Source organism: Raoultibacter timonensis (assembly GCF_900240215.1).
Lineage (GTDB): Bacteria > Actinomycetota > Coriobacteriia > Coriobacteriales > Eggerthellaceae > Raoultibacter > Raoultibacter timonensis.
Genome location: NZ_LT964679.1, coordinates 2,028,041 through 2,052,985, shown reverse-complemented (window position 1 = coordinate 2,052,985; position 24,945 = coordinate 2,028,041). Strand labels below are relative to the sequence as shown.

The 24,945-nt window shown below is 59.1% G+C and carries 20 protein-coding genes; 16 read left to right on the top strand and 4 right to left on the bottom strand.

The features are described 5' to 3' along the window. The first annotated feature begins 5 nt into the window (after window positions 1-5). The 9 genes from nrfD to rhaD all read left to right on the top strand — a co-directional run bounded on the left by nrfD (window position 6) and on the right by rhaD (window position 8,354). Window positions 6-986: an NrfD/PsrC family molybdoenzyme membrane anchor subunit gene (gene nrfD, locus C1722_RS09090; RefSeq protein WP_102378948.1), complete on the top strand. Its 981-nt coding sequence runs from the start codon at window positions 6-8 to the stop codon at window positions 984-986. Window positions 987-1,194: 208 nt separating this feature from the next. Then, a complete protein-coding gene (locus C1722_RS09085) occupies window positions 1,195-1,707 on the top strand; it encodes an FAD-dependent oxidoreductase (protein ID WP_102378947.1) in 513 nt (170 codons plus the stop codon). 24 nt (window positions 1,708-1,731) lie between these two features. Continuing rightward, the gene (locus C1722_RS09080; protein WP_102378946.1) at window positions 1,732-3,384 is read left to right on the top strand and encodes an FAD-binding protein; all 1,653 of its coding nucleotides are present in this window, start codon (window positions 1,732-1,734) and stop codon (window positions 3,382-3,384) included. Window position 3,385: 1 nt separating this feature from the next. Next, window positions 3,386-4,168 (top strand): hypothetical protein, encoded by a 783-nt coding sequence (locus C1722_RS09075; RefSeq protein WP_102378945.1) that lies wholly within the window; start codon window positions 3,386-3,388, stop codon window positions 4,166-4,168. Window positions 4,169-4,471: 303 nt separating this feature from the next. Next, window positions 4,472-4,594, top strand: a complete 123-nt coding sequence (locus tag C1722_RS17600) for a hypothetical protein (RefSeq protein WP_280522944.1) — start codon at window positions 4,472-4,474, stop codon at window positions 4,592-4,594. A gap of 250 nt (window positions 4,595-4,844) precedes the next feature. Continuing rightward, entirely contained in the window at window positions 4,845-5,690 is an 846-nt protein-coding gene (locus tag C1722_RS09070; RefSeq protein WP_102378944.1) for a transporter substrate-binding domain-containing protein, read from the top strand. Window positions 5,691-5,820: 130 nt separating this feature from the next. Then, window positions 5,821-6,474 carry an amino acid ABC transporter permease gene (locus C1722_RS09065; RefSeq protein ID WP_102378943.1) on the top strand — a complete coding sequence of 218 codons (654 nt, stop codon included), beginning with the start codon at window positions 5,821-5,823 and terminating at the stop codon, window positions 6,472-6,474. A 25-nt stretch (window positions 6,475-6,499) separates the two neighbouring features. Further along, entirely contained in the window at window positions 6,500-7,276 is a 777-nt protein-coding gene (locus C1722_RS09060) for an amino acid ABC transporter ATP-binding protein (protein WP_102378942.1), read from the top strand. A gap of 82 nt (window positions 7,277-7,358) precedes the next feature. Beyond that, complete coding sequence (gene rhaD / locus C1722_RS09055) at window positions 7,359-8,354, top strand: rhamnulose-1-phosphate aldolase (RefSeq protein ID WP_102378941.1); 996 nt, start codon at window positions 7,359-7,361, stop codon at window positions 8,352-8,354. On the opposite strand, the gene C1722_RS09050 is transcribed toward rhaD, so the two are convergent. Then, window positions 8,311-9,765 (bottom strand): helix-turn-helix transcriptional regulator, encoded by a 1,455-nt coding sequence (locus tag C1722_RS09050; protein ID WP_102378940.1) that lies wholly within the window; start codon window positions 9,763-9,765, stop codon window positions 8,311-8,313. The genes rhaD and C1722_RS09050 overlap by 44 nt on opposite strands. A 242-nt stretch (window positions 9,766-10,007) precedes the next feature. Between C1722_RS09050 and C1722_RS09045 the strand changes: the two genes are divergently transcribed. The 5 genes from C1722_RS09045 (at window position 10,008) to C1722_RS09025 (ending at window position 16,425) form a co-directional block, all read left to right on the top strand. After that, window positions 10,008-11,621 (top strand): FAD-binding protein, encoded by a 1,614-nt coding sequence (locus tag C1722_RS09045; RefSeq protein WP_102378939.1) that lies wholly within the window; start codon window positions 10,008-10,010, stop codon window positions 11,619-11,621. 286 nt (window positions 11,622-11,907) lie between these two features. Beyond that, the gene (locus C1722_RS09040; RefSeq protein ID WP_102378938.1) at window positions 11,908-12,189 is read left to right on the top strand and encodes an Ig-like domain-containing protein; all 282 of its coding nucleotides are present in this window, start codon (window positions 11,908-11,910) and stop codon (window positions 12,187-12,189) included. Window positions 12,190-12,212: 23 nt separating this feature from the next. Next, window positions 12,213-13,775 (top strand): helix-turn-helix transcriptional regulator, encoded by a 1,563-nt coding sequence (locus tag C1722_RS09035; RefSeq protein WP_180995108.1) that lies wholly within the window; start codon window positions 12,213-12,215, stop codon window positions 13,773-13,775. Window positions 13,776-14,011: 236 nt separating this feature from the next. After that, window positions 14,012-15,628: a molybdopterin-dependent oxidoreductase gene (locus C1722_RS09030; protein ID WP_102378936.1), complete on the top strand. Its 1,617-nt coding sequence runs from the start codon at window positions 14,012-14,014 to the stop codon at window positions 15,626-15,628. An 8-nt stretch (window positions 15,629-15,636) separates the two neighbouring features. After that, on the top strand, window positions 15,637-16,425 hold the full coding sequence (locus tag C1722_RS09025; RefSeq protein ID WP_102378935.1) for a molybdopterin-dependent oxidoreductase: 789 nt from the start codon (window positions 15,637-15,639) through the stop codon (window positions 16,423-16,425). Between the two features lie 76 nt (window positions 16,426-16,501). Here the strand turns inward: C1722_RS09025 and C1722_RS09020 are convergent, their stop codons facing one another. Then, on the bottom strand, window positions 16,502-18,199 hold the full coding sequence (locus C1722_RS09020) for an FAD-dependent oxidoreductase (RefSeq protein WP_102378934.1): 1,698 nt from the start codon (window positions 18,197-18,199) through the stop codon (window positions 16,502-16,504). 184 nt (window positions 18,200-18,383) lie between these two features. On the opposite strand from C1722_RS09020, the gene C1722_RS09015 reads away from it, so the two are divergent. Further along, on the top strand, window positions 18,384-19,814 hold the full coding sequence (locus tag C1722_RS09015; protein WP_102378933.1) for a helix-turn-helix domain-containing protein: 1,431 nt from the start codon (window positions 18,384-18,386) through the stop codon (window positions 19,812-19,814). Window positions 19,815-20,632: 818 nt separating this feature from the next. Here C1722_RS09015 and C1722_RS09010 read toward each other — a convergent pair. Then, window positions 20,633-22,294 carry an FAD-dependent oxidoreductase gene (locus tag C1722_RS09010; RefSeq protein ID WP_244902509.1) on the bottom strand — a complete coding sequence of 554 codons (1,662 nt, stop codon included), beginning with the start codon at window positions 22,292-22,294 and terminating at the stop codon, window positions 20,633-20,635. A 293-nt stretch (window positions 22,295-22,587) separates the two neighbouring features. On the opposite strand from C1722_RS09010, the gene C1722_RS09005 reads away from it, so the two are divergent. Then, on the top strand, window positions 22,588-24,147 hold the full coding sequence (locus C1722_RS09005) for a response regulator transcription factor (RefSeq protein WP_244902508.1): 1,560 nt from the start codon (window positions 22,588-22,590) through the stop codon (window positions 24,145-24,147). Window positions 24,148-24,281: 134 nt separating this feature from the next. On the opposite strand, the gene hpf is transcribed toward C1722_RS09005, so the two are convergent. Next, a complete protein-coding gene (hpf, locus tag C1722_RS09000; RefSeq protein WP_102378932.1) occupies window positions 24,282-24,854 on the bottom strand; it encodes a ribosome hibernation-promoting factor, HPF/YfiA family in 573 nt (190 codons plus the stop codon). Window positions 24,855-24,945: the final 91 nt, after the last annotated feature.

Sequence of the window (24,945 nt, the reverse complement as noted above, 5' to 3'; positions counted from 1 at the left end):
AGTCGATGGCTGAATTGCAATCGGTTTGGGGTTGGCAGCCGGCCCTGTACTTGTTCCTCGGAGGCTTGGGTGCCGGTGCCTTCATAACGGCTGTAGTACTGTACTTCTTCGACAAGAAGAACAACGAGAAAACGATATGCTTTGCGACGTGGGCGGCAACTATCAGCTTGATCGTCGGTCTGCTGCTTCTGCTGTCCGAGTTGACGAATCCGTTGCGCGGCATGCTGTTGTGGCAGAGCTTCAGCAACGGATCTTCGTGGATGACGTTCGGTGCGTGGGCGGTTTTCGCAGCGGTTATCGTCTTCGGGCTTATGGCGCTGCTTTCTACCAGGAAACTTGTGGTGGCGGCAACGAAGAAGTGGAAGAAGTTTTCGAAGGTGAGATCGCAGGCGCGCAACGTGCTCGCGGCTTTGGGAATCGTGCTGGGCGTTGTGGTGGCCGCGTACACCGGCGTGCTGCTCATGTCCGCTCCCGGCGTGCCTTTGTGGAACACTCTTCTGCTGCCGTGCCTGTTCGCCGTGTCTGCACTTGATACGGGCGTTGCGCTCGTTGAGATAATCGCAGTTACCGTCGAGCGGAAACAGGTTGGCCCGCGCAAGGCGAGCAAGGCGCACAGGTTGCTCAAGCGCTTCGTCGTGGTGCTTGTTCTCGTGGAGCTCGTTGTTCTGTTCGTGTTCTTGAACACCATGCTTTCGGGAAGCTCCGACAATGCGGCGGTGGCCGCAACGGGCGCCCTGTCGGCCGATCTGCTCATGTGGGGTACGTTGGCTCCGTTTTTCTGGGGCCTTGTGGTGGCATGCGGCCTCGTGCTTCCTCTGGTGGCGGCGATCGTCGGGCTGGCGGCGCGTTCGAAGAGCTCCGACAGCCTTGCCGTTGTGGGGGCGTCGGGCGCTTTGCTCGGCGGATGCGCATTGCGGTTTTTGGTCCTCATGGCCGGCCTGCATGCCGATGTCGTGGCAAATGCGGTGGCTACGCTGATCCACTAGCATATTGCTAATGGCGACACGGCTGAAAGCGGTCTTGCCGGTACGCGATTTTGGAACGGGGCCGAAGCGCGGTATGCTTGGGTCCCGTTGCTTTTCCCGCTGATGCCGACGGCTCCATCGTCGGCATCAGCGGGAAAGGTTTCGAAAGCACCCTCGTTTCCGAAAGGGGGCCGGGGGTCGGGCGGGCAATCGACGAACGGAGGAAGCCATGGATCAGCCGATCGCTTCGCGAAGGGCGTTTTTGAAGGTCGGCGCTCTCGCGGGGCTGGGGGTTTTAGGCGCGGGAACGCTTGGCGCTTGTGCGTCTGCGCAATCCGGCAGGAAATCGGAATCGATCGCATTGGAAGATATTGCCTGGGATGGCGAATTCGATGTGATCGTGGTGGGTTTCGGCGCTGCCGGAGCGGCCGCCGCCATTTCGGCGGCCGAGGCGGGTGCGCACGTGCTCGTTGCAGAAAAGGCACCTGAGGGAAGCGAGGGCGGCAACAGCCGATACAGCTCCCAGTTGTTCGTTTCGGCCGAAGACAAGCAGCAGGCCTTCGACTACCATCGCGCGCTTGCCGGAAGTTATTCGGTGCCTGACGACGTGCTGGACGCATATGCGGAAGGCCTGTGCGAGGTTCGAGGCACTCTGGTTTCGTGGGGGCTTGACCAGACGGAGCTGCTCGACGTGACCGACGTGACCGATGCCGACATCGACGCGCTTGCGGCGAATCGATAGCGCGAGGAAAGGGAGTGGTGACCCATGTGTTTCAGACCGCCGAGCGTCGATGCCGAAAGCACGGTCGTATGTCCCAACTGCGGCGCTTCGAACAGCCTCGATGCGACAAACTGCAAGAAATGCGGCACCGGCCTCGATGGTGTTTCCGAGGATGCACCTCCCATGAAAGCGCCTGAGGCGGCAGCAATTGCGCCGACGGCCATACCTGCGAGAAACAACCTTCCTCGGCTCGCTCCCAGCTATCCTGAGCTTCCCGGGGCTTCCTCCATTCGCACGAATCTTATCGGCTCGTCGATCAACGATGGGGCTTTATGGCGTTTTCTGAAGAGGGGTGTGGTCGATCGCAAAGAAGCTATCGACTGCTGGTATTCGTCTCCTGTTACGGCGCTTATTCAAAACCCCGAGACGGGCGCGATCGTCGGCGTCGAGATCGAGCGCGACGGAAGGAAGCTGAACATCGCCGCGAAAAACGGCGTGGTGATGGCACTGGGCGGCTATGAGAACAGTGCTTCGTGGACGCAGCAGACGATAGACAAGCCCAAGGTGTTGCCGGCGGGATCGCTGTACAACGAAGGCGACGGTATGCGGATGGTTCAGGCAGCCGGTGCGAAAATCTGGCATACAAACGCATGGAAGAGCGGCGGTGTCGGTCTTGCGCCCGAACAGGATCGCATGCGCAGCATGGGCGACAATATCGAGTTCTTCATGAGGGGCTCGGTGGTGCTGGTGGGCGGTGACGCGAATCGCTACATTGCAGAAGACCTCGAGCAGCGGCACGGGCGCGTTCTCGTGGGTGGAACATGGGCGGCGCCCGCTCGTCCCGACGAGAACTACTTCGTGTTCGATGAGAGCCAGCGTCTTGCGATGGAGGCCGGGGAGGTTCCGCGGCCGTTTCCCAACTGGTCGAGCGATCTGTCGTCGGAGGTGGAATCGGGCAAGGTGGTGAAGTCGGATACGCTATGGGGCATTGCCGAGGCGTTCTCACTCGATGCAGCCGCTCTGAAGGCGACCATCGATGCGTTCGGCGAAGCCGCGCAGGCGGGTGCCGATCCCCTTGGGCGAAAGCCCGAAAGCATGCGAGGGTTCGATGACGGCCCGTACTACGGCATGGAGGTTTTTCCTGTTGTTGTGAACACGCAGGGTGGACCCGAACGCACTGCTAGGGCCGAGGTTGTCGGGCTCGACGGCGATCCCATCCCCCATCTGTACGCAGCGGGAGAGTTCGGCGGCATCACGGCTCGCAATGCCCAAAGCGGCGGCAACCTTTCGGAATGCATCGTCTTCGGTAAGATTGCCGGGAGTGAGGCTGCCGCGTCGAAAGGCGACGCTCTGGATAGAGCTTCGTCGGGCGGTGCCTTTGGTCCGGGGTCGGGCGATGGTTCGGTGTACGACGAGGCCCCCGATGCCTCCGAGCTCGCTTCCGGCGAGGCGGTTGGCGTAGGCGAGGGGCTTGGTGGGCCCATCTGGGTCAAGGTTTCTTCAGAAGGTGAATCCATCGCTTCGGTCGAAGTGCTTCGCCATAGCGAATATGCGGATATCGGTGCGGTGGCTCTCGGCGAGCTCGTGCGGCGCATGGACGAGGCGGGTACAGCCGAAGTCGACGCGGTGGCGGGGGCTACGGTTACGAGCATGGGGTTGAAGGAAGCAGTGCGAAACGCGTTGACGGGAGGCGAATAGCATGGATAGGAGAAACTTCGTCAAGAGCGCAGTAGCAGCAGGGGCCGTTGTTGCGAGCGGGCTTGCGGCAATTGGCTGCAGTGCTGCGCCATCCGACGTTTCGCCCGCCAGCCGTGAGGGCGGCGATGACAGCACGGGTGCGCGGCAGGGTGTCGTCGCGCCCGATGTGACGCAGGGCGCACCGAGGGACTTGCCTCCGGCGAACCCCGACCCCGAAAGCGGTTTCGGGGTCGATTCGAGCATTAACATCGAAACCATCGATGAGTGGCTGGAACGTGACGACGTGGCATATCGTGATGTTCGCATGTTGTTCGACCCGGCCGACTACGCCTCCATCGGTGGTGACCCGGATCTGACGGCCACGGTCGAGGGGTTCAAAGTCGTGCCATTCCCCCTTGTTGCCACGCTGCCGCCTTTGCCGGTGACGGGGGCTTACGAGGGTCTGGCAGCATGGACGGTCGAATGGGCCGAAGACGGCTCGGTCGCTTCGGCATCGCCGGCGTATCGAGAATCGGAATCGCTGCTTCGCGAACTGTTCCCCGAGGATAAAGCGATTTTCCTCATGTGCGGCGCAGGGGGCTATGCGGGGCAGATGAGGCAGTTGCTCATCCATCTCGGGTGGGATGCTGAAAGGGTGTACAACGTGGGAGGCTTTTGGTCGTATGCGGGAAAGCACCGCGTCGAACTTATCGAGTCTTCGCCCGATACCGATGACGGGCGGCTCTGCTGCATGTGGCGCGTCGAGGTTGCGCCCATCGATTTTACGTGGATGCATTCCCTGTGAGGTCGGGTGCGTGGAAGGTGCTCGTTCGGCGATCTGGCGTTGAGGGGTGCCAAAAGGGGCATGCCGATTTCGGGTCGGCGGCGGAACCTTTGGATCGCGGCAGAAAAGTGAAGATATTCGTCGCTCGAGTCTTCCGATGCGAAGAGGTCGGTAATTGCGGAGCGAAAAGGCCCTCGTCATCCCAGTTCAGAGAGACGGCTTGAAAACCGGCTGCGGAAGTAGTCCCAAGCGGTGACGAACACCTTGCTTTTTCTGCCACGAAGCTGCCCCTTGGCGCGTTGATGGATATAAAGGTTGAACGTGATGGGCGGATTTCTGCTGTTCGCAGCGGCCCGCTTGGCGGGCGGGTGCTTCTCGGATGAGGCCGCCGCCCGCCCTGGTTGCGCGCCGCCCGCCACCATCGCGGCTTCGCTGCCGTCAATCTAGCAGCGTGCGTGCCGTCCCGCGGCTCAGCGCTCGAGGCCGCGACGTACCGCCGCCCGATTAGAGATGTTGACATCTCATCGTTCGCGCGCTGCTGTGCTATACTTCGTGATGCTTTAGCACAGTAAAGAAGTAGAGTGATAAAGCGCCAGGGAAGGTGCAGCGCCCGCCTCGGGTGCGTCGCTTCCGGCGCGATGCGCGGAATGCGAACCGATCACCGCGGGTGCGAGAGATTACACGGAGGAAGCTAGACATGAAGAAGAAACTTTTGGCCATTCTGAGCGCGGCATGCGTGCTGTGCCTGTCTGCGGTTCTGCTTGCAGGCTGCTCGGGGGGCGATTCCGCTCAGAAGAGCGAAGGCGGCGACGCGGCGGGATCCGATGCGTTCACGCTGACGGTCGGATTTGACCAGAGCTATCCGCCCTACGGCTTCGTAGGCGACGACGGCAACTTCACCGGCATCGACCTCGACATGGCGAAGGAAGTCTGCGAGCGCAACGGCTGGGAGCTCAAGCTCGAGCCCATCGATTGGGAAGCCAAAGACGCGCTGCTCGACAGCGGCGGCATCAACTGCATCTGGAACGGGTTCACCATGGAAGGCCGCGAAGACGGCTATCTGTTCTCCGAGCCGTACATGCTCAACGAGCAGGTGGTGGTTGTGAAGGCCGACAGCGATATCAAGTCGCTCGACGACCTTGCGGACAAGACGCTCATCACGCAGGTCGATTCCGCAGCGCTCGATGTGCTGAGTGACGAGGAAAACGAGGATATGGTAGCCCTCAAGGGCTCGCTCAAAGAGCTGCAGACCATCGGCGATTACAATAACGCTTTCATGCAGCTTGAGTCGGGTATGGTCGATGCGGTAGCGTGCGACCTGTCGATCGCTGCGTACCAGATGGCTGCCAAGCCCGACGCGTATGTGCAACTTGACCCCCTGTCGACCGAGCATTACGCCGTCGGCTTCAAGAAGGGCGAAACCGAGCTTGCCGACAAGGTCACCGAAACGCTCAAGGCCATGTACGAAGATGGCACCATCAAGGAATTGTGCGACAAGTACGCCGAGTACGGTGTATCATACGACAACTGGGTTCTCAAATAGGATTTGGCAACCTGCGCCGCTTCGGTTGCGCTTGCGAGCTGCCCGCCATCGGCCGAGCAGCACACCTACGATACGGAAACGGGCGAGGGTGCTTACCTTCGCCCGTAGCTGCGTTTAGAAAGGCTGCACCGTGGATTTTGGTACGATGATGGGGATCTTGCTGTCGGGCTTGCTGTTTACGGCTCAGATATTCTTCACCACGCTCATCGGGGCGCTGCCCCTCGGCGTGGTAGTGGCGCTCGGGCGCATGAGCAAGATCAAACCGATCGCCTGGATCGTGCGCATCTACATCTCAATCATGCGCGGAACGCCGCTCATGCTGCAGCTCATGGCGCTCATGTTCGGCCCGTATTACCTGCTCGGGCTCCAGATGGGTCCCGATTGGAAGTACATCGCCTGCTCGATCGGGTTCATCATCAACTATGCGGCGTATTTCGCCGAAATCTACCGCAGCGGCATCCAGTCGATCCCGCGTGGTCAGTACGAGGCCGCATCGGTTCTCGGCTACTCGCGCGCCCAGACGTTTATGAAGATCGTGCTGCCCCAGGTGGTCAAGCGCATTCTCCCGGCCATGGGAAACGAGATCATCACGCTCGTCAAGGACACCTCGCTTGCGTTCGTGCTCGGTATCGCCGAGATGTTCTCGCAGGCAAAGGCGCTTGCCGCTTCGCAGGTGAGCATGATCCCGTATCTGGTTGCCGGTGTGATCTACTGGGTGTTCAACTTCATCCTGGAGATGATACTCACCCGTGTAGAAAAGAAACTCAACTACTACCACGATTAACCCGAAGGACGCGAGGAGAACCACCATGGCGCAAGCTGCATCCGTTGTTTCGATCGAGGGCGCACGTAAGAGTTTCGGCGACACGCCGGTGTTGAAGGACATTTCGCTCACCGTTGCCAAAGGCGAGGTCGTTGCCGTGATCGGCCCCTCGGGCGGCGGCAAATCGACCCTTCTGCGCTGCATGACGCTTCTCGAAACGCTCGATGGCGGAAACCTTTCGTACGGGGGTCTCGTCGTGGCCGAAAACGACGCGGCGGGCAGGGCCGTGTACGCGGATAAGGCTGTGCAGAAGGAAGCGAAGACGCGCTTCGGCCTGGTATTTCAGAACTTCAACCTGTTCCCGCACTACACGGTGCTGAAGAACATCGTCGATGCGCCGATCCATGTGCAGAAGCGCCCCAAGGAAGAGGTCGAGGCGCACGCGCGCACGCTGCTCTCCAAAATGGGCCTTACGGGCAAGGAAACCATGGTGCCCTGCGAGCTGTCGGGCGGCCAGCAGCAGCGCGTTGCCATCGCGCGGGCGCTTGCGCTCAACCCCGACGTGCTGTTCTTCGACGAGCCGACGAGTGCGCTCGATCCCGAGCTCACGCAGGAGGTTTTGAAGGTCATCCGCGACTTGGCTGCCGAGCATATGACGATGGTCATCGTGACGCACGAGATGAACTTCGCCCGCGACGTGGCCGACCGCATCATCTTCATGGAGGGTGGCGTGATCGTTGAAGAGGGCGATGCGAGAAGCCTCGTGAACGATCCGAAGCATGTGCGTACCAAGGCGTTTTTGTCGAGGTGCACCGAGGAGTAGCGCGCGGCTCGATCGGTGCGGTACCATGGTGGCAAACGACCCGCGCCGATGCCCGGGTCTCGTCTGACGCCGAGGAGACCGCATGGATAACCAGACCTCCCAAAACAACCCCCAAAACAACTCGCAAAACTCCCAAGGTTCGCAGCCGTCGGGTGCGCAAAGTTTCTTCGACGATGCAGCCCGTCTGTTCGACAAGGGGATTTCGAAAGCCCGCACCGTCGTTTCGGAGACTTCGATTGAACAGCGCTCGTTCGTCAAGGCATTCGTGCGCACCTGCCACGACGGATGGCTCCAGGGTTGGCATGAGAGCAACGGCGGCAATCTGAGCTACCGCATGAAGGCCGAAGACGTTTCGGCCTGCCGTTCGTTTTTCAACGAAACGCCTGGCGCTTGGGTACCTATGGGCATCCAAGCCGACAGCCTGCGCGGCGAATTCTTCTTGGTAACCGGTGCGGGCAGGCATTTTCGCAATATCCCGCTCGATCCCTCCGAGAACATCGGCATCGTTGAGATCAATCCTGCGGGCGATGCCTGGCGTCTGGTGTGGGGCCTGCCGAACGGTGCGCCCACCAGTGAGTTTCCAAGCCACTTCATGATCCATGCCGTACGCAAGGCGGTGACGGCGGGAGAAAACCGTGTAGTATACCACGCCCATACCCCGAACCTTATCTCGCTCACGTTGCTTGAAGAGCTCGATAGCCGTGATTTGACGGTTACCCTGTGGAAGAGCATGACCGAGTGCATGTTCATGATTCCAGGGGGAGTAGGCATGGTCGAGTGGATGGTGCCGGGAAGTCAGGATATCGCCCTTGCCACGAGCAAGGCCATGGAGGAGCATACGGCTGTGGTGTGGGCGCAGCATGGCGTGTTTGCGACGGGTTCAAGCCTCGATGTCGCGTTCGGCCTCATGCACACGCTCGAAAAGGCAGCGGGCATCTATCTGACCGCGCGTGCAGCGAACGGGGGCGCTCAGATCGACTTCGCGGTGACCGACGACGATCTGCGCGCGATGGCCGAACGGCTGGGCATTCCCATCAGGGTTGAGTATTTGGGCTGGTTCCGTAGCAACGCGGATTAACCCCGACAAGCTCGAACAGCTCTTCGCGCGAGTGAAGGCCCATTTTCTGGTAGATGTGCTTGATGTGGGTCTTCACCGTGCTTTTCGCCACATAGAGCTCTTCTTCGATCGCTGCGGGCTTCTTGCCCAGGCAAAGGAGGAGCAAAATCTCCTCTTCCCTCGTGGTGAGGTCGTATTGTTTGGCGAGCTCGCGACATTTCATGCCGATGCGGTTCTTTTCGAGGTAGGCTTCGCGGTTCTTGTCGAGCGGCTGCTCGAGCAGCACGCCCCATGGCGAAGAGAGCTGCTTCTCCGAGAAGAAGAACCTCGTTACGATCACGATGATGACGGCGATGATCACGGTGGTGGGCACGAAGGCTGCGCTTTGCGGCGCGTCGGCGGCCCAGATGAACTGGCTGGCACCGATGCCCGCTTGCACGGCGATCAGTCTTACGGCGCGCTCTATGCCGAATATCCACAGCGCGCAGACCCCGTAGCGATACGATAGGTTGCTGAGGATTACCACGATGAGGATGGTGTAGAGCGTGTAGCTTGCAACGGCGCTCACATCGGTGAGCCATGATCCTCCCGGTAGGAGCAGACCGAACGGCACGAGGGAGAGCAGCATGAGCGGCATTGCCAGCTTCCAGATGAGGGAGAAGTTAAACGTCTCTCGGCGAAGCATGATCCCGAGGTACACGAACAAAGCCGCAAACAGATCCCCTTCCCCCGAGCTGTAGCTCAAATAGCCGTGGAAGATGCTCTCGTGAAGTCCGAACGCGAATGAATACAGGCATACGACGAGAATCGGTTTCCAGGGAAACGAGAATTTCCCCCAGCTTGCGTGCGGGTATTCATCCTCTGGCAGCGTTTTGTACGAGCGCCATAGGCACCCGAGCGAGACGACGGGGACGATGCAGGTGCCGGCCCACAGCCAGTAGAAGGCAAGGCCTTTGAATATCCAGAGAAGAAAGACGCTCACGATGATTCCCGCCGAGTAGTAGAGTGCGACGCGCAGCGGGTTGATGCAACCGTAGAATTCCGACCAGAGCATCAGGATGAGACCGACGCCCAATGCGCCGAGAAACAACGCAGGCGTTGTCAGCGTAGCTGCAAGCTCGGGGTGCAGCACGGTGTAGAATCGCATGCAGGCGCAGGCGATCATGAAAAAACCCGTCAGCGGAAAGATGAACGGCTTCCTGCACAGCGGAACGATCCAGCGCGAGAGGGCGGCAAGGCACAGCAGGAACGCTGCGGTCACGATGTCGAAGTAGCCGTAGGCGCTGAAATCAACGAGGGGGAACGCTGCGCTGTCGTTGACGGTACCCGTCCATACGCGAAATATCCCCATACCCAGAAAGCAGAACGGGGTCGGGGGAATCTTATCCCATATCCTGTCGAGCAACTTTTTGTTGCTGCCATCTCGGATCACGCGAACCTCCCTGTATCGCGTAAATCAACTCAAGTGATTATAGGACAGATGCGGTGCGCTGCGCGGCGGGCGAGGCGAAATCCCCCCGTTTTTACCCCGAGGGGGGAGATGGCGATTCTGAAATCCCCCCGTGTTGGGTGCTGCGGGATGATGCGCGAACACTCCGTGGCTCCTACGATGGGTCTGCCGGCTCAGGATGTGAACGTGCGGTCGGCAGATCCATACCCAGTAAGGAGGGAATCATGAAGGAAACGATTTCGAGGAGGAACTTCCTCAAAGGCGCGCTTGCAACCGGTACGGTAATGGCAGGCGCCGGATTGGTCGGTTGCGCGGGCGGCGGTTCGCCGGCAAAGGCTGACGCGCCGACGGCGGATGTTGCGGGTGGCGAGAAGGGCCGCTGGAGCTGGTCGGTCAAGCCCGATCCCATCACCGATGTTGCGGAAACGATCGATTGCGATGTGCTGATCATCGGAGCAGGAGCCGCTGGTGTGCCAGCTGCGATGTATGCGGGGCTTGAGGGCATCGACACGGTTGTCATGCAGAAGGAGGCGACCGTCCAAACAAATGGGCAGGGCTTCGGCACCTGGAACAACGAATGGGGAACCGAACAGGGCATCGAATGGGATATCCCTACGACGATGCAGGCGTTCGCCGATCTTGCGAACGGAAAGGCCAATCTCAAACTCGTGAAGAACGTTCTCGAGCGCACGGGCGAGTGCTCCAAGCTCATCATCGAGAACATTCCCGAGCCGAAGGCGTCGCCCGCCATCGTCGATGGTTACGTTGCTTACCGTTGGCTGTACGACGACGATCTCTCGACGCGGTACAAAGCATTCGCTGATCTGTATGCCGCCATGGGCGAAAAGGCGGCAGAACATGGCGTCAACTTCCTTTACAGCACGCCTGCGGTACAGCTGATCGTTGACGAATCGGGCGCGGTCACCGGTGCGATCGGCGAGCGAAAGGGTGGAGAGTACGTACAGGTCAATGCCAGGAAAGGCGTTGTGCTTGCGACGGGCGACATCTCGGACGACGACGAGATGCTCGAGGCGTACTGCCCCGTTATGCTCGGTATGCCCACGCTGCACGCCGTAGCTACCAACACTGGAGACGGTCATAAAATGGGTATGTGGGCCGGAGCCAAGATGGACACCCCGTCGGTCGGGCTTATGATGCATTTCGACCCGACACCGCTCCCTCAAGGGGCTGCACCCTTCTCTGCGGTGCCGTGGCTCCATGTTAATGTCAACGCGGAGCGCTTCACGAACGAGAACGTCGGCTACCAAGCGCTTGCGACCGCCGTTGCGATGCAGCCCGAACACCGTGCGTTTCAGATTATCGATTCGCATTTACTCGAGCATGCGTTCGATTACACTAACGGAGGCCGTCCGGCTGACGAAAAAGCCTTGAATGGTGCGGTCGAGGCAGGGCAGATACTGAAAGCTGATACGATCGAAGAGCTTGCCGGCATGGCGGGTCTCGATGCGGCCGCATTGCAGAAGACGATCGATCGCTACAATGAGCTCGTCGATAAGGGCAACGACGAGGACTTTGGCATGGCCAGCGAATTCTTTGTATGGAATGGCATCAAGGATGCGCCGTTTTACGCGATCGAGCGTATGCCTGGCAAGTTGGCCGTGTGCGGCGGTTTGGCGAGCGATGAGCGCTGTCGGGCCCTGAAAGAGGATGGCACGCCGGTGCCCAACCTGTACGTTTCCGGCAACGTGCAGGGCTCGTTCTTCGGCTACGACTATCCGGTGGTCGGGTTCGGCGGTTTCTCTCTGTCGCGCGCGGCGACGGGCGGCATTCTTGCAGTCAAGCAGATCATGGGTACGTTCGACGAGCCGATTGCGTAGGGCGGTTCCTATTCGATCGCTTTCTGTCCAGTTGCGTTTTACCAGCGGGGATGCGGCTTTTGCAAAGCCAGGCGCTTCAGGCGGCGGGGCCTTCGGGTCCCGCCGCCTGCGTTTGAGTACCGGACGGGCGGAATCGGGTACGCGAGCCGACTCCCGTGCGGTTCCCTATGCGTTCGCGACGGGCTCCCTTTGCCTGCACCGAACGATCCGTGCGGCGCCTAAGGGTTTTATTGCCTTTGGGGTAGGGGTGTGGGAGAATACGATCCGTTGTGAGAAGTGGGGGAATATGATAGCTCCGGTTCAAGGAAAAGTTGGCCAAACGGTCACGCTAGAGGGGTATGCCGACGATTTCGGCAGCCATATCGTTGCCGTTGAGTTTACGCTCGACGGAGGCAATTCGTGGGTGAGCCATTCCACCGAAAAGAGCAGTCCCGACCTCATGGTGCACTGGACCTTTTCCTGGAAGCCCGAAGAAGCGGGCGCCTATCAACTCAAGGTTCGCTCTGTTACGGAGGACGGCCGCAAAAGCCCGGAAGCCGCCGTTACCGAGCTTTACATATCAGAATGATGTACGCCAAAAGAGTTTCATCGATGCCGGTCGGTCCGGGAGTTTTCGCCACCCTTGGAATAACGGCGGCTATCCTGTGGTGCAAACTCATGGGTCATTCGCCGGGGTTCCTCCTGGCTTCGGCGGGGTTGGGCGATTGGGCGAACGCGCGGGTGTTCTGGCTGGTCGGAATCTTAGTTTGCGCCGTTGTGTGCATGGTTATCCCGAAGCGCGCACGTCGCTTCGACGCCGTACTGCGCTACGTGCTTCCTTTGGTGGCTGCTGCCGGGGCGGTGACGTTTGCCCTTTCGTTTCGCCAGGATTTCTTCGATCAGCGCACGATTGCCGTCGTGGGCATAGTGGCATCGGGCTTCGGCTACTTCTGGTTCGTATCGCGTTTTGTCTTGCTGCTCTCTATGACGCAGGGGCTTTCCTGCATGGTGTGGTCTTTCGCTGCGGCGTTTCCCCTGCGCCAGATAGCGCTTGCAACACTCGACGCCACCATGGCGCTTGAGGCTCAGGTGCTGGTCGCCATGGCGTTGCCGCTTGTTTCCGCTCTCATGTTCGAGCTGTCGTGCGCTGCTGCGCGACGTAACGCGGCGACCGAAACCGTCGGCGATCGGAGCGTGTTCGGCGTGCCCACCCTTCCTCGCACGGCGAATACGGGATCGGGGGAGCGCCGGTATCTGATGGTTATGGTGGTGGCTATCGCGCTGCTGCTTTCCGTCGTGCGCGCATGCAGCATATCGGGTATGTGGGGCACCGACCATACGATCGGGCTCGAGTTCTGGTCGGTGGCGTTTACGGTGGCGTTTCAGATCGTCTCGCTGGGCCTGTTCGGTTACTTTGCCATTATTCGTGCCGGCAAACATCCCGTTGCCATGCGGTTTCAGCTCGGCATACTGTTGGTGATGGCGAGTTTGGTCGTGGCGGCGCTGCGCTCGTCGCTGTCAGCTGTGCCGTCGTTTTTGCTGGATAGCATCGTCAACGTGAACGATCCGTTCGCTTTGCTGCTGTTCTGGTCGACGGTCGCCGTTGCCATCGACGCTCTGAACGTTCCCGCAAACAGGATGATCGGATTGGCGGGCGCCGTGTACGCGGCGGCATCCATTCTCTGGGTGGTGCTTATTACGGGGGAGAACGCTGTGGGCAGCGCCTTCATCCTCGTGGTCATCTACGCACTGTTCATGGTGTTCATGGTGTGCTCGTGCATCGGCCGACGTTCTCCCGATCGCCTTGATGCGAGGGCTTTCAAGGGCGGTTCCGAATCGGTCGAAACGCGCATTCCGGGCGATCCGGACAATGATTCTGTCTGCGAGGGTGTTGCGTCCGATGGGGCGGGCGTGGAGATCGGGGAGCCGGCGAGCGAGCTTCTCGCACGCGCTATCGACGAACGCTGCGACGAGGTTGCCAGCCAGTACGGCCTTTCCCCGCGCGAGAGGGATGTATTGCTGTTGCTTGTTCAGGGGCGTACGGGCGGGGCGATCCAAGACGAGCTTACGCTTGCCGCCAGTACGGTTAAGACGCATATGCAGCATATCTACGTCAAAGTCGGCGTAAGCGACCGACAGCAGCTTATGGACAAGGTTCTTAATTTGGGCGATTGACGCAGAAAGGTGTCGACGAGGCATCTTACGTGGGATTATCCGAAAAGCATCCTCCCTATGGGAGGATGCTTTGCGCTGTGGGCCTTGGGCCATGAATCGGGTGTTTGGACGATGGTTGCGGCGTTTCCTTCTCTCTACAATGGGCAATCGTGCGCTCGCCGGATGCAACGGCAACCCCTTGGGGCTTCCGGAAGCCGGACGGATCGCGATGAAACGAGGAGAAGAAAGGAAAGGATATGATACGGAAAAAGAAGGCCGTTCTTTTGGCCGCCGCATGTGCCGTTTGTGCGCTTGCGGCGCTGGCGGCCTGCTCTCCGCAGCAAGCGACGAGCGAGGCGGCAGAGCCTGGTGGCGCTGCGGAGAATCTGAATTTCGTCGACGGAAAAATCGGCAGCAAGATCGGGTACAGCGACGAGGGGCGCCTGATTGACAATATCGATCAGCTGTCCGATATTTACTCCCACGAGGAGGAGGAAGCGGCGAATGCCGAGAACAACCAGCCGTCGGTATACACCGATCGCAACGGTTTCGAAATACAGCCCGTTCCCGCAGACAGCAAGGGGTACAACGTTGCATGGCTCGATGCTGAGGATCGAGGATGCTTGTCGTGCCACGAGACGCTCGAAGACGCCCAGATGAACCAGCCTACCTATCATCGCCTTATAATGATGGGATATCCGGTGGAGCAGGGAGTCCAAAACTGCGTTATGTGCCACGATACGTGGCAGCCGTCGGCGAACAAGCTCAAGGACAACATCCACCAGACGCATTTCAACAATGAGATGTTCGGGGATATGGGCGGCAATTGCATGTCGTGCCACCATATCGACGATGACGGCGAGTTCGTGCTCTGGGATGTTGCCAAGTACGATCTGTTCAAGGGCTACAAGACGGTTGCCGCCAAGGATTCCGGGGCAACGGTATCCTACGACCAAGATACCATCACACCGCTTGAGAACCAATTCTACAAGACGATCAAATCAGAGCCTGCCGAGTGGACCAACGACGATACGCAAATCGATCCGACCGTGTACGAGAACTGGACGATCGAGATCAAAGGCGACGTGTCGAATCCCGTCACCATGACGCTCCCTGAACTCAAGGAGCGGTTCGGTACCGTAACGGCCGTTTTGAAGAACCACTGCAACGTGAACGGTACGGGGCAGGGTACGATCTATCAAGCTGAGGTGACGGGTATTCCCCTGAAGGACGTTATCGAGTTCGCGCAACCGCTTGAGGGGGCCAACGGCTATACCCCGAAGGGATACGATGGGTTCGGCAACCTCATGCCGATCGAGTATTTGGATGAAGACGCTATGCTCGTGCTCGAAGTGAACGGCGAGACGCTGCGCCCGTCGCAAGGCTATCCGGTGGCTGTATGGGTCGGAGGCGGCGCTGCTGGGGCCGAATTCCCGAAATACGTGACGTCCATAAGCATCACAACCGAGGACGATCCCGATAAGCTGTGGACGCACCCGCGCCACGGAACCAACGTCGCCCCGAGCGTTACGCCCGATCCCGAGGTGGTGTTCTATCCCAATGCGGGCGTCCTGAACTATCCCACGGGCGTGGTGTTCGAGGACCAGGTTGGAAAGGAGATCACGTTCGAGGGCTACGCCGATGCCTATACCGAGCCCATCACGCGTGTGGAGTACTCGCTTGACGGAGGCAAGACGTGGATCACCATGGAAACACCGAACTCCGATATCGACCGCTGGGTTTATTGGCGCATGAACTACACGCCGCAAGAGGCGGGGTCGTATCACCTGAAGATTCGCGCATTCTCGCTGGGTTCCGACGGAGCGGAACATGCGCCGACGTACACCACTGATTACATGTTCACGGTAAGGTAGGAAGCACTATGAAGGACTACAAGCGTATTACGTTAAGCGGAGTGGCCGCCGCCTCGCTGCTTATGGGCGGCGCTGCGCCGATGTTCACTGCCGATACCGCGCAGGCTGAGGAAACGGTCTCGAGTACATCTTCTCTTGCGGGTTCGAAGGACGCGGCAGACGCTTCGGGCGCTCAAGCGAGCGAAGGCGAGTTTTCCTGGGATCAGACGACCGTGACGCCGAACTGGCGCATTGCGAGTCTGTTCCGCAACGCCGTGGCCAACCTGTGCGGTTCGGTGGCCGATTTCTCCGCGGACAACCCGCTCGGATGGAAACTGAAGGTGACGGGCGACGTGCGGAACGAGTTTACGGCCACCGTCGACGACATGGCCTCCGAGGAGAGCGTGGAAGACCTGATGTCGTGCACATGCGGATCGAACCCCGCAGACGGCGCAGCCATCGTAACCGCTGATGTGAAGGGTATCCCCGTGACCTACCTGTTGGAGCGCGCGGATGCCAACGATGGTGCGAATACCATTACGTTCGTCTCATCCGATGGGTTCGAGCAGGCGATGCCGCTCGGGTATGCCATCGGCCGCCACGGGGTTATCTCCTACGAGATCAACGGCGAGGACCTGTCTGCGTCGGTCGGCGGCAACAACCAGTTGTGGATGACGCGTACGCCGGCGAGCTACTTTGTTCGCGATATCGTCGAGGTGCGCATCACGAAAGAGGTCGAGCCGCCGGCGAACCCCGGTGAGGGTTTCGAATATCCGAACAGCCCGAACGTGGGTATAACGAGCGCATCCGTGGAATAAGCCCCGTATCGGGGTGGGCGGCGAGTTCGCCTGGACAGGGGCTGCATCGGGAAGATGCAGCCCCTGTGGTCATCGTCTACGAGCGAAGGGCGTGTTTTACCGCCAAGCGGGCAAAGGTGAGGTTTTTCCCGGCGTGCAAACCGCCGTAGTACCAGGGATAACTCATGCCATAGAATCCCCCTTGATCGTTGCCGACCGCATAAAGGCCTCGAATTGCATTCCCCTGGGCGTCAACGACTTCGAGGTTTGTATTCACACGAAGACCGTCGAGGGCCGCAAGTCCCGTCTCTCCTGTAATCATGTGCATGGCATAGTACGGCGGTTCGGTTACGCCGACCATGCGGAATCCGATCTTGCCGAAATCGTCGTCAACGCCTTTATCGCATAGCTCGTTATAGCGTTCGAGGGTTTTGGCCAGCGATTCGACAGTGATATCGGGGCTTTTCTCCTGCATTTTCGTCGCGAGCTCATCAAGCGTGTCGGCCTGAACCATGTTTCCCGATTCGAGTTGCGGTGCAATGTGCATTTCGAAGAAGCTGTCGGCGTCTGTGGGTACGAGCGTAGTGCAGACGGCACCGGGAGCGGGCACCATGCGCGAGCAGATCGTGGTATGATACTTTGTCATTGCATCCCAATACTTGGAATCGAAGATGTTCCACCAATCGTTTCCCGGGTTCATGGCTCCCGCGTTTGCGCCGAAGTCATAGGGTGCATCTTCATTGCAGAACCGTTCTCCGAATTTGTTGACGCGCAGCCAAGGTTGGCTGCCGGGGGTCCATCCGCCTCCTTCGGTGCTTCGGTCTGAACTCATTACCCAAGCGCATCGCCCGTAGTCTCCTCCTGCCCATACGCCCATTTTGAATCCGTCGCCACCGTTGTCTTGAGGGTTGTTCGTTAGATTCTGGGATTGATCGGGGTTGAGTTTCTCCATGAGATAGCGGTTGCCGGAGTAGCCTCCTGAAGCAAGTACGACTCCCTTGCTTGCAAGGAAGCGCACGTATTCGCCCGCTTCGTTTTTCGCGATAACGCCTGCGACCCGATCGTCTTCCTTGACGAGCTGAACCGCTGGGGTTTTGTAGCGAAGATCAAGCCCTAAGGCTACCGCCTTATCGAGCAATACCGGATGGGTTAGTCTTGTACCCATCTTGTTCGGCTGCATTTCCTTGTAGGGTTTTTCTACGGGTACATGCGCGACAGGGGGACTTGCGTGTTTTCCGCCCGTGTTTTTGCTGTCCGTTTCGACGGCGAATTCGAGCGATCCGCTTTCTTCCAATTCGTCGCCGTACCAATCGATTGCTTCTCCGCTGTTGTCGTACCAGAGGTTGATGAGCCTTTGGTCAGCGCGGTGGCTGGCATACCACATGAGATCGTTTACTATCTCGCTCCGATCGAATGTGAGGCCAAGTTCGTTTTGGTATCGGCTGCCTATTCCCGCAAACCAGTTTGGCGCGGCGAAGTAGGTGTCGCCTTTTTCGAGAAGAACCGTTTTTGCGCCCCCCTCGACTGCCGTCAGTGCGGCGGGGATGCCGCTGGTTCCCGCTCCGATGATGACGATATCCGCCTCCACCGTCTCGGCTATCTCGCCGTTTTCGACAGGCGAAGGTGGCGAGGTCCAATCCTTGCTCGTTGGGGCGGAAGGGTTTGAGGCGGAATCCTGCGCATTCCGCGGCTCCCCACCGCATCCGACAAGCGCTCCCGTGCTCAATGCTACGCCTGTAGCGAGCATTCCGGTAATGAAGCTACGACGGTTGATTGTTGATGGCTGTGTCCCCATGGTTTCTCGTGTCTCCTTTCACGTACGAGTTTATGGCGCAAAGATCGTTGCACGGCAGGAGTCGATTCGGCATCTTCCCAAAGGTGGCATTTGGCGAAAGAGGCAAAATATACCAAAAGGGTATAGGCGCATAGTATAAGATGTCCATAAACTGAATGGTTGTTTTGGTCTGGATGACGGGGAGATGATTGAAATAACGCAGCACGGTAATCCACTGGCGAGGCTATCGGTCAAGCCTTGGCGGTTGTTCGGCTTTGGGTACTATCAAGCTTGGATTTATCTTGCTGTGCTGAGCACGGTTCTTTTTGCCGACCCCGATTTTTTTTCGACCCATCTACAGTTTACGCGCCAGTTTTTCTCGCTTAGTGTAGCGGTTTGCCTATTCTGCCTGATATTCGTGAGCCAAAAACTCGATATACTCAGTAAGCGGCATTACCTTTTGGTGATGGCCTCTTCGTTGACGGCAATGGGCACGATGCTGATCTCTCTTCCCCTGCAGGATTCTGGCGTTCAATTTGCCGTTGCTGTTGTCGGCATGGCGATGACGGGCATAGGCAATTCTTTCCTTATCGTAACATGGGGTGCGTTGTGGAGCAGGATGGACACCGACCGCATGGGGTTGCATCTGGTGGTTTCCAATGCGTTTGCTGGTTGTTTGTATCTCGTTGTTACGGTTCTTCCGGATTTTCTTGCGGTGATCGTTACCGCCGCTCTGCCGCTTTGCTCTGCTTTTACCTTGTTGGCAAGCGAAGACGAGCCTCTCAGGCAGCAGGAAGATACTTCGGCGAAACCGAAGAGGCTCTTATGGAAGGCCATCGTTGCAATGGCTGTAATCCCCTTTGTCTTCGGTATCGCTCGGGCTTTTTCTTCTCCTGTTGAAGCTTCTGACTTCGACGAGCTGCAGCATTCGATTGTGCTCGGTATGACGGTTTTTGCCCTCGCTGTTGCCGTTTTTGTAGTTTTGGCTCCGAGGCAACGTACCGTCGTGCGTCTGTATCGATTCGTGGTTCCATTGATGGCGGCAGGCTTTATCGCCCTGCCGTTTGCCCCGAACGAATACCGGTGGATGGCTTTTTCGGCAATCATGTGTGGGTTCTACTCGTTCGAAGGTCTTGTCTGGTTGCTTCAGCCTGAGTACGTGTTCCGAACAAAGACCTCGACGATTAAGGTATTTGGCTGGGGAAGGTGCCTGTTCCATCTTTTCGGTTTCGCGGGAGCTACGTTCGGATTTTTCGCCATAAACCAGGGTATGGCGTCAGCTTCAATACCGATATCCATATGTCTGGTGATCGTCCTTGTTCTGATTCTTCTATCGACATATGTATTTACCGAACACGATCTGCGGTTATTTATTGCAAAACCAAAAATGGCAAGCGAACCCGATGACGCCCAGGTTTATCGCGCCATTGGCGCTAAGTATGGATTGTCGGGTAGGGAAGAGGAGGTCCTTGCGATGCTGGGCAAGGGGAGAAGTGCTCCGTTCATTGCCGATTCTCTGTTTATATCAAAGGGAACGGTCAAAACCCATACACGTCATATCTATGACAAGATGGGGGTTCACAGCAAACAAGAATTGTTGGATATCATCGAAAACGAAGGCCGGGAACTGCGTTAGTCGCTCGGTCGGTCATCCCGAGCACGACGATGCGCCGCTCGGGCAACGCGTGGCCAAAGGCGGTAAGCTGTGTTGCCCATCTCGATATTTCGAGGTTGTCGTGCCCGCGCAGGCTACGCACGTCAGCTTTTTCATAGATGCGCTTTCGGTTGCCGATCTCGGATATCCGTTCGATCGAGCCGGGTCGACGCAAAGCGAAGCGAATTGGACCTTGAGGCGGGTCGAGGCATGTAAGGGGGCATCGATGCGGCCAAAGCATGCGAAACCCCCAGCGCGTCTGCCTCGCTGCCGCCATGTTTTATCGATAATGCGTTTTGCGCGGAAGCGGCTCTCTGGTGGCGGCGAACCGTCGTTTTGCGAAGGATTTTGGGCTTCGAAGGCGGTTTCGGGCAATTTGGCAAGAGGCGGTTCGGGAAAGGCGCAGGTCAGAAAATGAGCGGTGGTTAACTTCGGCTTCGATTTTTCGCAAAACGACGATTGGCCGCCATCTGAAGGTCGGTTTTCCGAAAAACCGAGGTTGGGGTTTTCAATCGTTCGGGCTTCGGTGGCTGGCGCTGTTCGGGGTTCGGCGGCTGGCGCTTCGTCTGTTCGGGCTATGCGGCTGGCGCTTCGGCGGCCCCCGTGGTGCACGCCTCGGGGTTTGGGGTTCACCCAGGGGTTGGCAGGCAAAATCGAGCCGCATCGTGGGATGCGGCTCGATGGGGCGCGACTCAGTTGAGCGTGGTCCGACGGGTGCGACCCGAACGGCGGCGACTGTGAAAGCTCGATAAGCAGCCTCGTGCGCTCGCCTTATCGCGATGCGCTGGGCCGATTATCGCCTAGCCTGCCAGATACGTTTTCGCATTCTGCGCGGCTTCGCGGCCCGAATTGACCTGATTGCCGAATGCGGTGCCGGGCATGTTGATGGTGTAGACGTGGCGGTAGTTCATGTTTCCGTCGTTGCCGATCGCATAGAGGCCTGGAATCGGTTCGTGGTTGTTGTCGAGTACGCGCCGCTCGATGTCGGTGGTCACGCCTCCGCATTCGAAGAAGTAGCTGTACCCGAGCTTGGCGATGTAGAACGGACCGCTCTCGATGGCGACCATCTTGTCGGCGGACTTGCCGAGGTCTTCGTCGACGCCGAGCTTGCACAGCTCGTTGTAGCGGTCGACCGTGGCCATGAACGCCTCTTTGTCCAGATCGAATGCGGCAGGAAGATCCTCGAGGGAGTCGGCCTTCACGAGCGTATCGCCCTTGTCGCTCTCGACCGCGTCGTCGAACATCTTTTTGGCATCGTCGGTCGTGCCGAAATAGGTGTCGAAGATGTTCTGGTCGAACACCACGTAGTTGGCGATGTTCTGCTTTCCGGGGATGCACTGGAGCACGAGGTTGTCGTCGGTGAGGTTCTCGCGGGAATAGCGCTGGCATTGTTCGTTGACCCAGAGCACCGGACCGCCTGCGGCGATGCCGAAGTAGCCGTTGACGGGGTTTTGCGAATCGTTGTGGAAGTCGATCGGGGGAAGCGCGGGAATGTTGTAGAGGATCGACTGGCAGGAGTCGGGCATGAAATCCTTCGCTCCCACAGCTATGGCCATGGTGTAAGCGTCGCCTGCCGCATTGGGGGATCCCACGACGAAGAGGTGCTCGATGTCCCATCCCTGCTTTTCTATGAGATCGGGGTTGCCGCCGAAGCCGCCCGTTGCGAACACGATGGCGCGTGCGTTGTACTGCGTGGTGCCGTCGGGGCCGTCCGCGTAGGCGCCGGCGACCTTGCCGTCCTGCATGATGAGCTGCGTCGCCGCCGTGCTCAGGTGCACCTCTACGTCGAGGTCCTCAACGCGCTTGATCATGGGTTCGACGTAGCCGATCGCCGCCTTGTTGTCCTTGAACCAATGGAAGGTGGGATGGAGTCCTCCGTAGTAGTCGTCGATCGTGCCGCTGTATTCGACGCCCTGCTCAAGGCACCAGTCGATGTTCTCGGCCGACTTGTTGCACAGGTCGAGCCAGAATGCGGCGTTCTGACGGTGCTGGCCGCGTACGAGCTCGTCTTCGACGATCTCGGCGGCGGTTACGTGGATGCCCTGTTCGTCGGCCATCTTCGAATTGATGGCGAACATGCCTTCGACGAAGCTTGCGTTGCCGCCGAGTTGACTGTTCTTCTCGATGAGGATGAAGTTCGTACCGTCGAGCGCCGCTTGCACCGCGCACGCGAGGCCGCTTCCGCCTCCGCCGATGATGAGCAGGTCGGTATCGTAGGTTTTGTCGACCTGCGCAGGTGCTGCGGGCGCCTCGGGCTCGGTCGTTGACGTCGATCCCGAGTTCGATTCCGACCCCGAGCCGGTTGGCGCCTGGTCCTGCGGGCTGCATCCGGCAAGTGCGCCGACCGCAGCAACCGCTCCGACGCTGGCAACGCCCGTCAGGAATGCGCGGCGCGAGATGCCGCTGCGCTTCTCGGCGCAGGTTACTGGTTCCTCATCGTGCATGTTCGTGTTGGTTTTCATGGTTTTCCTCCCTCAACACTAATCCATTGCTTCCAAAAACTCAGTTGAGTACGCAGTATCCATTCTTCCATCTGCCGATCGAGAATCGATAACCGCGCGGTTTCAAGTCAGTGCTGCCGCGATGACCGAACGGTTGCGCGGCGGTAACTCGTCCCCTTGCTGCCAGTGTGCTCGCTTGGGGTATCATGGTCTTCCCCAGCTGCGGGGGAACGGCCCCATTTCGTCCATTTCCCTCGACTCGGGGGAGGACAGATGTTCTGATGATCGGCTATGTTCGAGCTGCAGGGAAGCGCATGGGAGATACGGCCGATCGGTTTTCGGCTTGGGGGAGGTCGGTTTTTGGCATGAAGTCCAACTCGCTTATCAACGAGCAGCCCGAGCGCGCTCGCGTCGTGCATCGGCTTTACCGAAGCATCGCCGCGCGTCCTGCACTGCTGTTCGCTCTCGCGCTGTATTGGACGTGGGTGAATATGGCGTTTCAGAGTCCGCTGTTCTTCCCTTCGGTCTCCCTCGCCCAGGGATGGCTTTTTCCGTCGTGGGTGGGGCCGGTTGCGGTCAGCGCGGTAACGTACCTTATGCTCGGTATGTGCTTCAAGCGCATCAACGCGGTATTCGCCAAACGATGGTACATAGGGGGAGTTGCCGCGTGCATGGCATTGGGCGCACTGCTCTGCTTCGTATGGATCAATTCGTACGGCGCCTCGTTCGCTACCCCCGCAGCGTTTTTCCTGTACTGCGTCGGATCGTTCGGCGTCGGCTTCGGGACGGCTTGCCTGTTGGCCGAGTGGGGAAGGGTGTTCGGGTTCCTCGGCCCCCAAGAGGTGCTGTTTCACGGCATCGTGGCCATGCTCGGATCGGCTTTGTTCGTCTGCGCGCTGTCGTTTCTGCCCGGCATCGTCGGGCAGCTGCTGTTCGTCGTCATCCCCCTGCCGCTTGCGATGGGGTTCTACCGCGCGGTCCGCGGCTTGCCCAGGAAGACGATGCTCGAGCACGGGCTCGATGCCGAGCTCAACGTTCCGTACAAGTTCCTTGTGACGGCGCTGTTGCATGGGCTCGCACTGGGCGTTTTGCTCGGAAGCGCGATCTCGCAGGGCAACGACCAGGGCGTCGTACTGCTCAACGCGCTTTCCTTCGTGGTGGCGGCGATCCTTCTGTTCCTGACGGCGGTGTTCGTGAGGATGGACTTCAACCATCTCATCTATCAGGTGGGGTTCAGCATCATGGCAACGGGCGCCCTGCTCATCGCCGTCGTGCAGCCCCTTCCCGTGATTGGCGAATCGTTCCAGTTAGTCGGTTTCTGCTACGTGCATCTGATCATGTGGGGCCTGTGCTCGTATCTCACGAAGAACTTCAGCCTGCCGGCCATATGGGTGGTTTCGTGGCCGACTTGCTGCCTTATGCTCGGCCAGCTGGTGGGAGGCGCATCGGCGAGTTCTCTCGTGCAGCAGCCCGATTCGGCGTATTGGATCCAGATTACCGCGACCGTCGTGTGCTTTGTCATGCTCATGGCGGCGCTGCTCATGTTGAGCAATCGGAACCTGACGACCGGATGGGGGATCGCGCGTCCGGCGAATGCGGTGAGTCCCGACAGCGCCATCGAAAGCGTCGTTTCTCTGCTTACCGTCGAGAACGGCCTCACGCCCCGCGAATCGGAAACCCTCGCGTTGCTCGCGCGGGGCAGGAACCGCAAGTTCATCAGCGAGGAGCTCGTGGTTTCCGAGGAGACCATCAAAAGTCACGTGTACAGCATCTACCGCAAGCTCGGCATTCATTCGCAGCAGGAGCTGCTCGATCTGGTGGAGGTCAGGATCGGTGCCGTGCGGGAAGACCCCGTCAAGCCGATGTTCGCGTAGATGCGGTCCCGCGCGAGGGGGCATGCGGGGCCGTGCGGAGGGAAGCCGGCGTACGTAAAGCAGGAGCCCCGCACAAAAACAGGAGCCCCGATCGGGGCTCCTGCCATAGGGTTGCGCTGTTGCCGAGATGCCGGTTATTCCTCGACCTGCTTCAACAGACCGTAGCCGCCGTCGTCGCGACGGTACAGGACGTTGACGAGGTTGGAATCACGATCGGTGTAGGCGAAGAAGTCGTGGCCCAGAAGGTCGATCTTCACGAGTGCTTCCTCTTCAGTCAGCGGCTCGAACTCGATCTCCTTGACGCGTACGACCTCGTCGTCGGCAAGCTCCTCCATGAGCTCGTCGAGGCTGGCGCCCGTTGCGGGAATGGCATCGGGAGCCTTTTCAACGCCGGCGCGCACTTTGCGATCGACGACGCGGGTCTTGTACTTGCGCAGTTGGCGGAGAACCTTCGCAGCGGCAACGTCGATGGCCGCGTACATGTCCTCTTCGCTCTCTTCGACGCGAACGATATGGCCTTTGGTGCGCAGGGTGACTTCGCATACGGCAGGACGCGGATTCGCCGGATTCTTCTCGACGAACAGCACTACTTCGGCAACCAGGGGATCGATGTCCATGACCTTCATGGAGTTCCCGATTTTCTCTTCGGCATACTGACGCAGTGCTTCGGTTACGGGCATTTTGCGTCCGGTGACGGTAATGCTCATGGCAATCACCTCTTACGATCGTGGCTAATAAAAAACAGCTTGGTCAGGACGTTTTCGGGCGCGCAGCGATGCGTTTTGATCGACACGAACC